Below are 13873 nucleotides of genomic sequence, written 5' to 3'. Positions count from 1 at the left end.
CCATTTTCATCAAAATATTTAGCATGGTTTTTACCAATAGTTTCTTGAAACTCTCTTTGAAAATCTGTGATTACCTCATGAAAAGGCTCTGCGGCAGGAGCAAAATAATACGGGTTGTCAACACCTTGCTCATGAAAATCTACATGAACATGAGGTAACCATTTATTAAACTGCTTTAAGCGTTGCTGGCTTTCAACTTGCGTAAGCCAAGCCCAATCCCTGTTAAGATCAAACATGTAGTGGTTGCTTCGACCGCTCCACCAATGTTCATGGTGCTCCTTACTGTTAGGGTCTAGTTGGTTGGGGGTATTTTCAAATTGGTTGTACCAGTTAACATAGCGATCTCTACCATCTGGGTTAATACACGGATCAATTAGCACTACTATATTTTCTAGATAGCTGCTTTTTGTAGTAAACAGATCATAAATAGTTTGCATTGAAGCTTCGGTACTTACGCTCTCGTTGCCATGAACATTATAACTAAGCCAAACGATAGCTTTATCCGGGGAACCTTCGCCATTGATTCCTTTCATATGCTCTTCCTTGATTTTATCAAGGTTTTGCATATTTTCTTTGCTAGATATAGTAGCCAAAAGTAAAGGTCTGCGTTCATTGGTCTTACCATATTCCATAAGGCTCATACGCTGAGGTTCGGCTTTGGCCAAATACTGGTAGTAATCAACAACTTCATGATGTCTTGTAAATTGGGAGCCTAGTTCATAGCCTAAAAACTCTGACGGAGATTTTAATTGGGCCAAACCTAAAAGTGGAATAAAAAGTAATGCGTAGCGTAGAATTAGTTTCATATAGTAATTTGTGTTGTGAGTGAGCCAAATCTATTAAAATTAATACAAATTGAAACCTAATTACCGCGTATTTTGACGAGAATTCCAACAATTTATACTAACGGTAATTAACTTATATTTAGGAAATGTAAAACGAAAGGGTTTTATATTTACCAAGTATTTACTTTTTATATGGATATTGATTGTTTGCCCTTAGCTAAAACGGGTTATTTTTCGAAATTAATTTGCGATTACATTGCAGCGGATACAAAGCTTAAGCCATTATATAATCGGTTTCCCGATATTGAAGGATTTAAAGGTCAGATAGAAGAAAAGGGAAAGCATTTTACCCAAGAACAAAGAGATGTTCTGTATTCTTCAATGCAAAACCAATATAAAGGTACTGATACTTCTAACAGTACAGCTGCTAATATAGCGCTGTTAAAAGAGAAAAACACCTATACCATAGTTACCGGCCATCAGTTAAATCTTTTTACCGGACCATTGTATTTTTTGTACAAGATCATTTCTACGATTAACCTGACCAAGCAATTAAAAAAAGAATTTCCGGATAGTAATTTTGTGCCTATTTATTGGATGGCTACGGAAGATCATGATTTTGATGAAATAAATTATTTCAACTTCAAAGGATTGAAATTTCAGTGGAACAAAGAGGCATCTGGTGCAGTAGGGCATTTACCAACGGAAGGTTTAGAAGAGGTTTTTTCGCTGTATTCCAGAACTATTGGGGACAGTAAGAACGCTAAGGTGTTAAAAGACCTATTTGAAAATGCGTATTTAAAGCATGGTAATCTAACCGATGCAACCCGATTTTTGGCAAATGAAATTTTCAAGGATTACGGATTAGTTATTGTTGATGGTGATGATGTTGACTTAAAAAATACACTTGTGCCCTACATGAAGAAAGATATTTTTGAACAAACGGCGTTCAAGAAAGTATCTGAAAGCATTACCCAAATAGAAGCTATTTCATCTGATTATCCGGTACAGGTTAATCCGCGTGAAATCAATTATTTCTATTTAAAGGAAGGTATAAGAGAAAGAATCATAGAAAGTAAAGGGCAATATATTGTAAACGAAACATCCATTTCTTTTACAAAAGAGGAGTTGGTAGCTGAAATGAATGCTCATCCAGAGCGTTTTTCCCCCAATGTTATTGCTAGACCTTTATACCAAGAAGTGATTTTACCTAACCTTTGTTATATTGGTGGTGGCGGTGAAATTGCGTATTGGTTAGAATTAAAGGCAGCTTTTGAAGCTATGAATGTTCCTTTTCCAATTTTATTGGTAAGAAATTCAGCGTTGATCATTACCGAGAAGCAAGCCGATAAGTTAGAGAAAATGAATATCTCAAAGGCAGACATTTTCTTAAAACAAAATAGCCTTATCAACAAAAAGATCCGAGAAATTTCAAATATAGATATTGATTTTTCGCCACAAAAGAAACTACTTCATGAGCAGTTTAAAAATATGTATGAACTAGCGGAAAAGACCGATAAATCTTTTCTAGGAGCTGTAAAAGCACAAGAAGTAAAGCAAAAAAAAGGATTGGATGCTTTAGAAAAACGATTACTGCAAGCACAGAAAAGAAAGTTAAAGGATCATGTAGTACGTATGACAGAACTACAAAATGAAATGTTTCCCAATCAATCTCTTCAAGAACGACAATCTAACTTTTCAGAATTTTATTTGGCATATGGCGAAGATTTAGTGCCTATGTTATTTGAAGCTTTAAATCCGTTAGATTTAAGTTTTACTATTATCACACAAAAATAAATGGTGGGAAAAAAGGTATCACTAGATAAAATAGCGATACTCGCCATACTTTCATTTTTGGCCATTGCATTGATCACTTTTTTTAAAAGTGCGTTAGAGCTAGAAGATGCCGAGCAAGCATATTATTCGCAATGGCTTCGTTGGGGTTATGATGATCAACCACCACTTTACACATGGTTACAATATGGTTTTAACAACATATTTGGGGTAGGTAAGTTGGCATTCTCTTCACTAAGAGGGGCATTGTTTGCGGGTACATTGTTATTGTTATATAAATTTTCTGGACTGCGAATTAAAGATGCTAACAAATCTAAATTGGCCGTGCTGGCATTGGTTTTTATACCTGTATATATAGATTTTACCTTTCGTAGGCTTTCGCATACCAGCTTGTTATGTTTCAGTGTTATAGCTTCTTATTACTGCATACAAATATTAATAGCAAGGAAATCTATTACAAATTATCTTTTACTTGGTTTGTATGTAGGTATGGGCATGATGTCTAAATACAATTATGCATTTTTTCTGGTAACCTTTGCGCTGGTTGTACTTTGGGATAAGGAATTAAGAGCAATTGTTTTCAACCCTAAAATATTGGTATCGGTTTTTGTTTCTGCTTTAATTGTAGCGCCACATATTTATTGGTTATTAGGTCCTGGTGAATTTCAAACATTTTTGGCATCTAGTGTAGAAGAGAAAATAGGAATAGAAGAAGCGAAATCGGGCTTTTCGTTGTTACCCATTATAGTTTACTTAAAAGGGTTGTTCGCATTGATGTTTCCAATTATTGCAATATTCAGTATTGGCTATTTGTCTAAAAAATTAAGTTTTAACAGGTTGAAAATCAATTGGTTTGTTAAAATGTTTTTTACCCAATTGCTCATATTGGGTTTATTTTTTCTCATTTTTCAAAGCAAAAAAGTGGAGACTAGATGGTTATTGCCCCTTTTTATCCCTTTTGTGGTTTTGCTGTTAGAGAAAGTTAATATTAGGAATAGTAAAAAAGTCGTTACACTTGGGTATTGGTTGTTTGTACTCGTTATTGGAATTCAAACCATAAGAACACCAATAGAAAGAGTATTAAACATACCTTCATCTGTCCATTTTGGTTTTGGTCCAGTTGCTAATAAGTTGAGTAAGAATTATGGTGCCTATCAATGGGTACTGCCCAACGTTACGTATGCCGGTAACGTGCGTTTACTGTATCCTGATCGAATTATACTTTCCGTAGATGATTATTCGCTAACCGGTTCGGAATTGCAAGAAGAAAAATCGGTTGAAATAACTATCGGTCCATCTGTAGTAAAACAGGCTTCACCTGAAGATAGTCTCATAGGTTTTGGGAAAGAAAAGGAAAATCTATATTTCTATATCAATTAAGGAACTAGGAATTCACCCTTCCAGTTGTTATCGGTCTTTGTGAAAAGAGCTCTAATATGGTTAGGTCTTTTTAGTTTTAGATATTCAATTTTAGTTGGAAAAATATCGATTATGGTAAAATAGTTTTTGTCTTCAACATATTCCACATGATCCGGATTCTTAATTGTTGTACCTGGGCTAGTTTCTGTAATGTAATCCTTTCTACTGTTGGGTTGAATATTTTGCCATGTTGATTTTAATCTTTCAAGATTGGTTGCCATTTCAGCTGTACCTTCCACTTTTAGCTGTAGCATTTTTTCAGGATGATAGAGTAGAAAGCTTACCTGATTGTTTTCCGCAATGTGTTTTATCTTCTGTGTGCGGCTATCTGTATAAATCGTTAGTCGTAAATCTTTGTTAACCTCTCGTAACACTACGGTACGTAGGCGAGCAGTAGTTTCGTTGCCTACCGTTGCCATGGTTATGAATCTGAACGGGTGTCCTTTTTCGGTAACACCATTATGTAATTCGGTACTTAATTCTTCAAAAAATGAATCGATCATATTAATGTCTGTAAATAGTAAAAATACTGTGATAATAATTAAGGAGATATCATTATAAAAAAGATATTGTTATATGATAGTCAATACAACAGGAAATTGGTGTCATCTGCAAAGTTTATTTACAATTGTAAGGTTAGTGTAAATGTTGCGACTTAGTGTGTGAATACGGATTGTTATGAAAAAGATTTTTTAAGTATTCGGTTTGATAATTGGTTGAATGAAAAGCCCGGGTGATTACTGGGCTTTTATATTTAATATATTCTTTACCAGATCGGTAAATGACATTGATCAAAGTAAAGCATTACTTTACCTTGTATTCTAAACGCATGGTTATAGACGCTGTTTTGTTTTTAGATGAGGTATTGTATGCACCGCCCCAACTGTAGTCTTCACCAGAATTTTGACCGGTTATTTGAAATACGCCCATGTTGGCAGAAACCAAATCACCTAAATTACTGCCTGCATTTTCGGCTATTTTCTCTGCACGTATTCTGGCATCTTCGGTAGCTTTTGAAATCATTTCAATTTTAAGGTCCGCTAATTTGGTGTAATAATATCTAGGTGGTGAAGAGTTGAACTGGACCCCTTTATTCAATAATTCTGTTATTTCTCTAGACACACCTTCAATTAAAGCAACATCCTCAGATTCTATTTTTAGGGTTTGAATTAATTGGTAGCCCCTGAACATACTGCCAACGTAATTACCATTTTCATATTGGTTATCTCGCATTTCTGTAGTCTGCACGCTATTAAAAATTATGCTATTTGCATCAATGCCTTTTGAGGTTAAATATTGACGTACAATTTCCTTGTCACGGTTTAATTGATCAAAAGCAGTCTTTAATACAGTGCTATTTGTAGAAAATTGACCTTCCCAAACAATTAAATCAGAGGTGAAATTTTCGTTGCCCAAACCGGTAACGGATATCATTTGTGGCGGGTTTGCCCTTTGTATATATGCGTTGCCCAAAAAATATGCGGCTATAACAATTGCTGCTCCAAAAATAATTGCGCTAATGTGTTTCATGAAAAAATAGTATTGTCAAATCATCTTATGCTAAGCTAGTCATTATTTTTATGTAGAATAGAGATATAATGGCAATAACTAATCTTTAAGGTCGATAACCTTTTCAGTAACACTGTATCCAGAAAAAACACCAATGGCACCTTCATCTAAAATGTTGTTAGGAGCAATTACATATTCTACAAATGGATTACCATCTGCATCACTATTAGTTTGAGAAGCTTTTAGATTATCAAAAAGTACTTTTTCGGTATGGGCAACTTGTAGGGTTATCGATACATCAGAGTAGTATTCGCTATGGGCATAAATTAGAGTTTTACCATTTAATTGTGAGCCATTGCCTAAATTGTCCGTTAAGAATTCATCATCATTAAAAAATAAAGGAAAAATATCTTCAAATGGTTCTTCATTCTCATATTGAATGGTACTACTGATATATCCACCTAAAATGTAATAGTTATCTTCATCAGCAAAATCCTTAAAGTTTATATTGATTACGGCAAGTTCATAACCAAACTCGTCTTGCTGAAATTCAATGATTTCATTTATTGTGTCTAACTTTTTAGGAATTTGGCAAGAAGCATTAAACTCTTTTTCTGCTACAATTACTTTTAAATTATAAGTAGCACCGTGCAAAATAGTTAAATTTGAGGCGCTAGTAATGTAAGTATTTGTTTCGTTGTCATAATTTAAAACTACACTATTGCCTTCTGTATTTGATAAGGTGACTACGGCATCTTTAATTAAAAATTCTTCGGGAAAAGCGTAATTTTGGTTAGCCTTTATTGGAGTGCCAATTGCGGGTAACGCCTTAGTGACCGATATTTTTAAAATGGTATCGTGCGGAGAAATGTATCCAATTATTGAAACCTGCTCTTCTGTGTCTAAAAGTTCATCGGCATCTACAACTTTTTGACATCCCATTAATAAAATATATAATCCTAATAGTGTGAGTACTGCTTTTCTCATATCTTAAAATTTGAGTATATAGTTTACTGAAGGAATTAGAATAAGTACGGAAGTTCTTGTGAGTTCTTTTTCTTCTGTTCCATTAGGGTCATTGTAATTAGGATATTTGGTGTCTACGGTATAAATAAAGGGGTTTTGTCTTGCATAGGCATTATAAAGTGAAATTGCCCAAGTGCGTTCTCTTCCTTTCTTTTTCTTTTTATGAAATTGCCATCCTAAATCTAGCCTATGGCTTGTTTCTCCCCTAAAGTTATTTCGTTGCGTTGTAATATCTTGTAAACCTCTATTGAAAAAGTTAGAACCGCCAATAGGGAAATTACCTCCAATTCTTTGCAAATTGGGTAAGGTGTAGTTGTTACCCGTAGATAAGACCCAAGTAGCAGAAAATGTAAATCTATCACTAGGTTTATAAATACCCACCGCGGAAATGTCATGTCTTCTATCGTAACGGTCATAGAATTTATTACCAAAGTTCAGTTCGTCAAATTGTCTTTCTGACCATGAAAGTGTGTAACCTAACCAACCTGTTAGCTTGCCTGTTTGCTTTCTAAAAAGTATTTCTGCACCATAGGCCCAACCTTCGCCGGCGGTAATGTTCTCTTCCCAATCTAAGTCTGCGCCAGATTCTAGATTATCTAACGCTAAGAATGATGCGCCCTCTTTGTAAGCAATAATATCATTCATGTTTTTATAATATCCTTCAAGGGATAGGGAATAATCTTTTTCAAAAAAATCTTTGGCAATACCTACGGCAAATTGCTGGGAAGTTTGTGGTTTTACGTTATCTGTAGAGGAGACCCATAGATCTGTAGGTAGTCCAATTCCAGAGCTAGATAATAAATGAATGTTTTGATTCATTTTAGCATAAGAAGCTTTAAGTGCCAAATCTGGTTTTAAGCTATATGATAAACCCAACCTTGTTTCTGGGTTAATATAGTTTGTATTTTTATAATTAAAATAACTTAGTCTTAAACCAAGCGAAGACCTAAGCTTATCGGTTATTTTCCAATCATCTTCTATATATAGAGCCCCTTCTAAAGAATTCAGTTCTTCTGTTTTGTCTATATTTTCAGCATACGTGTCTTTTAAAAGTACTCGTTGTGGTGTAAAACTATGATTAGTGATTTCTGCTCCAAAACGCAATGTATTTTTACTATTTGGATAATAGTCAAAGCTACTTTTTAGAGTTAGGTCTTCTATGCCAGAACTAGTTTTAAATAAATACTCAACTACATTATCATCATAAGTGTCTGTATATTCATCAGATATATTGAAGTCGTAATTGCTATATATTAATGACGTGTTGGCAAATAGTTTATCGTTAAGCTGATGATTCCAACGTAATGTAGAGGTGATGTTTCCCCATCCAAGCTTCACTTTTTCATCAGTAAACTGGTCTTTAAATGAACTATAAAATTTATCTCTGCCGTAATAGTTGCTCCAATATAGCTTATCTTTTTCGCTAAAAATATGATGTATTTTAAAGTTTAAATCGGCAAAATAGTAACCGCCTTTACCATTTTCCTCAGAAAGGAACGGTTGGGCCAAAACATCTGCATAGGTGCGTCTTCCGCTAAAAATAAATGATGTTTTTCCTTTATTAATAGGTCCTTCTAAAAGCATAGATGAAGATATAAGACCAATATTTACTTTACCTGATATCTTTTCTTTATTTCCATCTTTCATGTCTATCTTAATGACAGATGATAATCTACCTCCAAATCTGGCAGGGAATCCTCCTTTAAATGCTTCTACGGATTTTATGGCATCACCGTTAAATACAGAGAAGAATCCAAATAGGTGATTTGAATTGTAAACTACTGCATCATCTAGAATAATTAAGTTTTGGTCTGGCGTACCGCCACGAACAAAGAAACCGGAACTTCCTTCAGATCCTGCTTGTATACCGGGTAATAATTGCAATGTTTTTAATACATCTTTTTCACCCAGTAATGCAGGTATATCAGCTACTGTAGATGGGTTGATCTGTATTTTGCTCATTTGGGTGACCTTACTTTCTTTTACTTTACTGTCAGCACTAACTGTAACTTCATCAAGTGATTGCGTGTCTGTTTCAAGTTTAAAATTTAAAGAGAGGTCGTTATTAATTTCTATTTTTTTAATAATTGTAGTGTACCCAATTGTAGAAATGTAAACAGTATGCTTACCTTTTGGCAGTGAAAGTGAATAAAAACCGTAGTCGTTTGTCGTTGTTCCTCTTTTTAGCTCAGGAACATAAATAGAAGCACCTAAGAGATTTTCTCCACTACCGCTTTCGGTAATGTAACCACTAATGGTAAAATTGTTTTTTGGTTCTTGAAAATTGTTAATATCTACATTAAAGCGATTTTCGGTAGAACTTGTGTGGGCTACTTTTCCATAAGACTTACAAATAAGTCCTAGGAAAAATAAGCTGTGGTATATCTTATTTTTCAAAAGGCTAGTGTTGTTTATTGATGGTGTCTAAAAATAGGTAGATTTTTCCTACACTTATTGTTAAGAAAAATACAATTCATCTTTTTTTAAGATTAAATGGCCGGTAAGGGAATTTCAATTTTAAAACTATTTGTTAAAAAATATAACTGAAATAAGATGGTTTCAACATTTGGTTTTTGCTATTTTTGCCCATGCAAAATAAAGTCCTGATACTAGATTTTGGTTCACAATACACCCAATTGATTGGAAGACGCGTACGTGAGCTAAATATTTTCTCTGAAATTAAACCTTATAATAAATTACCCGAAAACCTTTCCGAGTATAAGGCCGTGATTCTTTCTGGATCACCTTTATCTGTAAGAGGTGAGGATGCCGTTCACCCGGATCTGTCTGAAATACGTGGTAAAAAACCATTGTTGGGCGTTTGTTATGGCGCACAGTATTTGGCACATTTTCACGGTGGTAGTGTAGAAAAATCCAATACAAGGGAATATGGTCGTGCCAACCTTAGCTTTATTAAGGAAAACGAACCATTTTTTGATAAAGTAGGTACAGGTAGCCAAGTATGGATGAGCCATGCCGATACTATTAAGCACCTACCTGAGAATACAACGTTATTGGCAAGTACCCATGATGTGGAAAACGCAGCCTTTAAGTTTGAGGGAGAAGAAACCTATGCAATTCAGTTTCATCCAGAAGTGTATCATTCTAAAGACGGAAAACAAGTACTGGAGAACTTTTTGGTACATATTGCCGGAATGGAACAAACTTGGACCCCCGATGCCTTTGTTGATAAAACGGTTGCAGAGTTAAAAGAAAAAATTGGAGATGAGAAGGTAATTTTAGGATTATCTGGTGGTGTAGATTCTTCTGTTGCAGCAGTATTATTACATAAGGCGATAGGTAAAAACCTGCATTGCATATTTGTAAACAACGGTCTTTTAAGAAAAAATGAATTCACCGATGTATTGAAGCAGTACGAGGGTATGGGCTTAAATGTAAAAGGTGTGGATGCTTCGGCACGTTTTTTGGATGATCTGGCTGGAGAGAGTGATCCAGAAACCAAAAGAAAAACAATTGGTCGTGTATTTGTAGAAGTTTTTGATGATGAGTCACATTTAGTTGAGAATGCAAAATGGTTGGCACAGGGTACTATTTATCCTGATGTTATAGAATCTGTTTCTGCAACCGGTGGTCCGTCACAAACTATAAAGAGTCATCATAATGTTGGTGGTTTGCCAGATTACATGAAATTGAAAGTGGTGGAGCCTTTGAAGATGTTGTTTAAAGATGAAGTAAGAAGGGTTGGGGCAAGTTTGGGTATAGATAAGGCATTGTTGGGTAGACATCCTTTTCCTGGTCCTGGTTTGGCAATTCGTATTCTTGGGGATATCACGCCAGAGAAAGTGGCTATTTTACAAGAAGTAGATGCCATTTTTATAGACGGATTAAAAAAATGGGATTTATATGATAAAGTTTGGCAAGCAGGTGCCATGTTATTACCTGTAAACAGTGTTGGTGTAATGGGCGATGAGCGTACCTACGAAAAATGTGTAGCGCTTAGAGCTGTAGAAAGTACGGATGGTATGACTGCCGATTGGGTGAACCTACCATATGAGTTTTTACAAAAAACATCAAATGATATTATAAATAAAGTCCCTGGTGTCAACCGTGTCGTATATGATATAAGTTCAAAGCCACCAGCAACAATAGAATGGGAATAGTATGAAATACATGTTCAATCAAATTTACTTAATTGGGTCGTTTTGCTTATTGGTGTCCTGTACGGCAATGGCACAAAAATTCAATACGCATCAAGTAAAATCAGGAGAAACACTAGAAAGCATTTCTAAAATGTACGGAGTTTCAACGTCAAGTATACTGCAGTACAACAAAGAAATCAAAGAAGGTCAAAAACTCAGGTCAAATACGATATTGGTAGTGCCGGGTAAGAAAATAGTGGAGCAAACAAGCGCACCTATTTCCAATACGCCTACGACCATGTCTGCCCAAACAAAAACGACGGTCGTTCAAGATTCGGTTAAAACAAGGGAGCCAATTGGTTATACAGAGCATCGTGTAAAGAAAAAGGAAACTATTTTCGGTATTGCCCAGTTGTATAATATTACGGAAGATGAGCTAAAGAAATATAACCCAAAATTGTATGCTTCGCCACTTCAAAAGAAAATGGATTTACGTATTCCTAAATACCGCGCACACAAAGTCGCAGAAGTTGTAGAAGATGAAGGTGATTTAGAAAAATACATTGTTGCGGCAAAGGAAACTAGGTGGAGTATTGCCCATAAATATGGTATTACTATTGAACGTATGCTAGAATTGAATCCGGGTCTGTCCGCAGCAAATAACTATTTGTCTGAAGGCTATGAGCTATTAATGCCCAAAATGGCCGGTAGTACCGTAAAGAACCAGGTAACCCAACTTTATACTTCATACACCGTACCTGCCAAAATGAATTTTTATCGTTTGGAAAAGGAGTTTGGGGTAAAGTCAGATGAAATTGTTCGTTTAAACCCAGAGATAACGGAACGTGGCGGATTAAAAGAAGGTATGGTTATACGTATTCCTGAGCAAAAAGTAGAGACTGGGAAAATTAATACGGATAACTACATTTTTTACGAGGTAAAGCCAAAACAGAACGAGTTTCGATTGACTAGAAAATTCGGGATGACATGGGCAGAGTTGGTAGCCTTGAATCCTGATTTAAAGGACGGTCTAAAGGCTGGTATGGTCCTAAAATTACCAAAAAACAAAGTTGGTGATTTTGAAGTGAGAAATGCCTTGGTTTTAGATAAGGTAAACTTGTTGGATAGCATAAATATTGCCGTAAAACCCAAAGTATTGTTCTTGTTACCTTTCAGGTTAGATAAACTTGACCTTAGTAATAAGGAAGAGACAGAAAGAATTATTGACAATAGAAATAGTTTAAAATACAGCCTTGGCCTTTATTCTGGAGCGTTGGTCGCTATTGATTCTATGAAATCTTTGGGCGTTTCCATAGATGTAAAGACTTTTGATAATCAATTAGATTTAGGTAAAACAAAACAAATTTTACAAGGAGAACAACTTGGAGGGTATAGTGCCGTTTTTGGTCCTTTGGATATGCCTTCGCTTAAAGAAACTGCTGTACAGGCTTCAAAATTTAATGTTCCTGTAATTGCTCCCGTACCTGCCAAAAGTGATTTAAGTTTAGACAATGTATTCTTTTCCTATACTGATGAAGAAGTACTGTGGAAGCATATGTTGGATTATGTAGAGACCAATCATACGGAAGAAACGCTTTTAATAATAGCGGATGAGGATAATAGTAAAGAGAAAGATGCTATCCTTAAAAGATTTCCTTCTGCTAAAGTGGTCGTAGTTAAAGAAGAGGAGAAAAATATTGGTATCAACAGGGATAAACTACAAACGTTATTATCTGATCAAGTTCCAAATTGGGTGTTTGTAGAGTCTGATAATTACAAATTAATTGCCAGCGTTGTCTCTATTTTAAATTCATTTAACAATACCGCTTTTGATCCTTTGTTAGGTAAAGATAAAGTAAGTGTAAGAATGTTTACGACCGATATGAACTCGGGCTTTGAAAACGATGTAATTTCAAATACACATTTGTCTAATTTAAAATTTACATATCCTTCCGTAAATCGCCAGGTGGCCAATAATTCATTTGTTGAACGTTATAGAAAACGCTTTGGTGACGATCCGGATAAATATGCCGTTAGAGGATTTGACGTAACATATGACCTTTTACTGAAATTGGCTTACAATAACAGTTTGATCGATGTTTCAAGATTTATTGGTGAAACGGAGTATAGCGGTAATAAGTTCAATTACCAAAGAAAAGGTGTTGCCGGGTATTATAACCAGTCTTCTTATATTATGATGATAGACGATTTACGAATTAAAACAATAGAGTAGTATGACATCAAAAGTAACGTACAACGGTGAGTTAAGAACTGAGTGTGTTCATTTAAAATCTAACGATTCTTTTGTTACGGATGCACCAGTAGATAACAACGGATTGGGACAGGCATTTTCACCTACCGATACCGTTGCAACAGGTTTGGCAAGTTGTATGTTGACCATGATGGGTATTAAGGCAAACGGGTTAGAAGTAGACCTTAAAGGTGCTACCGCCGCCGTAACAAAACACATGGCGGCTTCACCTAGAAGAATATCTAAAATAGAGGTAGAAATGCATTTGCCAAAAGATATTTCAGATAAGAATAGAAAAATATTGGTGCACACGGCAAATACTTGCCCTGTGCACTATAGTTTGCATCCAGATATAGAGAAGGTAATCACATATCATTGGGACTTATAAAAAGGGCACATTTCATTTTCTTTTTTCTAACGCTACTGACCATTTTTAATGTTCAGGGTCAAGAAGTGGTGTCATGGGAACCAGATTTTAGATTTACTTGGAATGATTTTAAAGGTGAAGCTCCAATTACCTTAAGGGCTGCAGCAACCACGGCAAGTGGTATAACCTATCGCTTTTCTACATTTTACGAGAATAATGAACTTCAGGTAGATTGTAAAGTGTTTGCCTATTTTTATCCAACAAAATCATGGTACAAACCCGAGCTTTGCAATGAGGTAACCTTATTGCACGAACAGTTGCATTTTGATATTACAGAGCTCTACGCCCGTAAACTGCGTAAGAAATTGGCGGAGACTAAATTTACCAAAAATGTAAAGGAAGAAATTCGTAAAATCTATAAAGCTACCATTCGCCAGCTGAACGACTTTCAAAATAAATACGATACAGAAACTAATTATTCAAGAAATTTACCGGTACAAGAACGTTGGGCCAAAGAAATAGAAGAGGCTTTAATCAAATCTTAGCTTAATGGTTTGAAAGTGAAATAGTGAAATAGTGAAATAGTGAAATAGTGAAATAGTGAAATAGTGAAATAGTGAAA

At 35.2% G+C, this 13873-nt stretch carries 11 protein-coding genes; 6 read left to right on the top strand and 5 right to left on the bottom strand.

The window, feature by feature from the left end:
* Nucleotides 1-806: M14 family zinc carboxypeptidase (locus QZ657_RS10875; protein ID WP_291966935.1), on the bottom strand; the 806-nt coding region annotated here is incomplete at its 3' end.
* 171 nt (nucleotides 807-977) lie between these two features.
* Between QZ657_RS10875 and bshC the strand changes: the two genes are divergently transcribed.
* On the top strand, nucleotides 978-2582 hold the full coding sequence (bshC, locus tag QZ657_RS10870) for a bacillithiol biosynthesis cysteine-adding enzyme BshC (protein ID WP_291966868.1): 1605 nt from the start codon (nucleotides 978-980) through the stop codon (nucleotides 2580-2582).
* Nucleotides 2583-3959, top strand: a complete 1377-nt coding sequence (locus QZ657_RS10865; protein ID WP_291966867.1) for an ArnT family glycosyltransferase — start codon at nucleotides 2583-2585, stop codon at nucleotides 3957-3959. It abuts the gene before it with no gap.
* Here the strand turns inward: QZ657_RS10865 and QZ657_RS10860 are convergent.
* The 4 genes from QZ657_RS10860 to QZ657_RS10845 form a co-directional block, all read right to left on the bottom strand.
* A complete protein-coding gene (locus QZ657_RS10860; RefSeq protein ID WP_291966865.1) occupies nucleotides 3956-4501 on the bottom strand; it encodes a pyridoxamine 5'-phosphate oxidase family protein in 546 nt (181 codons plus the stop codon). The genes QZ657_RS10865 and QZ657_RS10860 overlap by 4 nt on opposite strands.
* A gap of 301 nt (nucleotides 4502-4802) precedes the next feature.
* Nucleotides 4803-5528, bottom strand: coding sequence for an SIMPL domain-containing protein (locus QZ657_RS10855; protein ID WP_276472645.1), 726 nt, complete (start codon nucleotides 5526-5528; stop codon nucleotides 4803-4805).
* A 78-nt stretch (nucleotides 5529-5606) separates the two neighbouring features.
* On the bottom strand, nucleotides 5607-6494 hold the full coding sequence (locus QZ657_RS10850; protein ID WP_291966863.1) for a DUF4249 family protein: 888 nt from the start codon (nucleotides 6492-6494) through the stop codon (nucleotides 5607-5609).
* 3 nt (nucleotides 6495-6497) lie between these two features.
* Entirely contained in the window at nucleotides 6498-8930 is a 2433-nt protein-coding gene (locus QZ657_RS10845; protein WP_291966861.1) for a TonB-dependent receptor, read from the bottom strand.
* A gap of 191 nt (nucleotides 8931-9121) precedes the next feature.
* Between QZ657_RS10845 and guaA the strand changes: the two genes are divergently transcribed.
* From guaA to QZ657_RS10825, 4 genes are read left to right on the top strand one after another with little or no spacing between them, the layout of a single operon-like run.
* The gene (gene guaA / locus QZ657_RS10840) at nucleotides 9122-10654 is read left to right on the top strand and encodes a glutamine-hydrolyzing GMP synthase (protein ID WP_291966860.1); all 1533 of its coding nucleotides are present in this window, start codon (nucleotides 9122-9124) and stop codon (nucleotides 10652-10654) included.
* Between the two features lies 1 nt (nucleotide 10655).
* Nucleotides 10656-12866, top strand: coding sequence for a LysM peptidoglycan-binding domain-containing protein (locus QZ657_RS10835; RefSeq protein WP_291966858.1), 2211 nt, complete (start codon nucleotides 10656-10658; stop codon nucleotides 12864-12866).
* Nucleotide 12867: 1 nt separating this feature from the next.
* Complete coding sequence (locus QZ657_RS10830; protein WP_291966856.1) at nucleotides 12868-13272, top strand: OsmC family protein; 405 nt, start codon at nucleotides 12868-12870, stop codon at nucleotides 13270-13272.
* Complete coding sequence (locus tag QZ657_RS10825) at nucleotides 13260-13796, top strand: DUF922 domain-containing protein (RefSeq protein ID WP_291966854.1); 537 nt, start codon at nucleotides 13260-13262, stop codon at nucleotides 13794-13796. The genes QZ657_RS10830 and QZ657_RS10825 overlap by 13 nt, the downstream gene beginning before the upstream one ends.
* Nucleotides 13797-13873 lie beyond the last annotated feature (77 nt).

Origin of the sequence: Maribacter sp. (genome assembly GCA_020629415.1) — a bacterium.
GTDB classification, from domain to species: domain Bacteria; phylum Bacteroidota; class Bacteroidia; order Flavobacteriales; family Flavobacteriaceae; genus Maribacter; species Maribacter huludaoensis.
This window is presented reverse-complemented; position numbering and strand designations above follow the sequence as displayed.

Excerpts from the sequence above, each read along its gene's own strand:
- QZ657_RS10860 (WP_291966865.1), bottom strand. The coding sequence starts at position 4,501 with ATGATCGATTCATTTTTTGAAGAATTAAGTACCGAATTACATAATGGT.
- QZ657_RS10830 (WP_291966856.1), top strand. The coding sequence starts at position 12,868 with ATGACATCAAAAGTAACGTACAACGGTGAGTTAAGAACTGAGTGTGTT.
- QZ657_RS10865 (WP_291966867.1), top strand. The coding sequence starts at position 2,583 with ATGGTGGGAAAAAAGGTATCACTAGATAAAATAGCGATACTCGCCATA.
- QZ657_RS10835 (WP_291966858.1), top strand. The coding sequence starts at position 10,656 with ATGAAATACATGTTCAATCAAATTTACTTAATTGGGTCGTTTTGCTTA.
- QZ657_RS10855 (WP_276472645.1), bottom strand. The coding sequence starts at position 5,528 with ATGAAACACATTAGCGCAATTATTTTTGGAGCAGCAATTGTTATAGCC.
- QZ657_RS10850 (WP_291966863.1), bottom strand. The coding sequence starts at position 6,494 with ATGAGAAAAGCAGTACTCACACTATTAGGATTATATATTTTATTAATG.
- guaA (WP_291966860.1), top strand. The coding sequence starts at position 9,122 with ATGCAAAATAAAGTCCTGATACTAGATTTTGGTTCACAATACACCCAA.
- bshC (WP_291966868.1), top strand. The coding sequence starts at position 978 with ATGGATATTGATTGTTTGCCCTTAGCTAAAACGGGTTATTTTTCGAAA.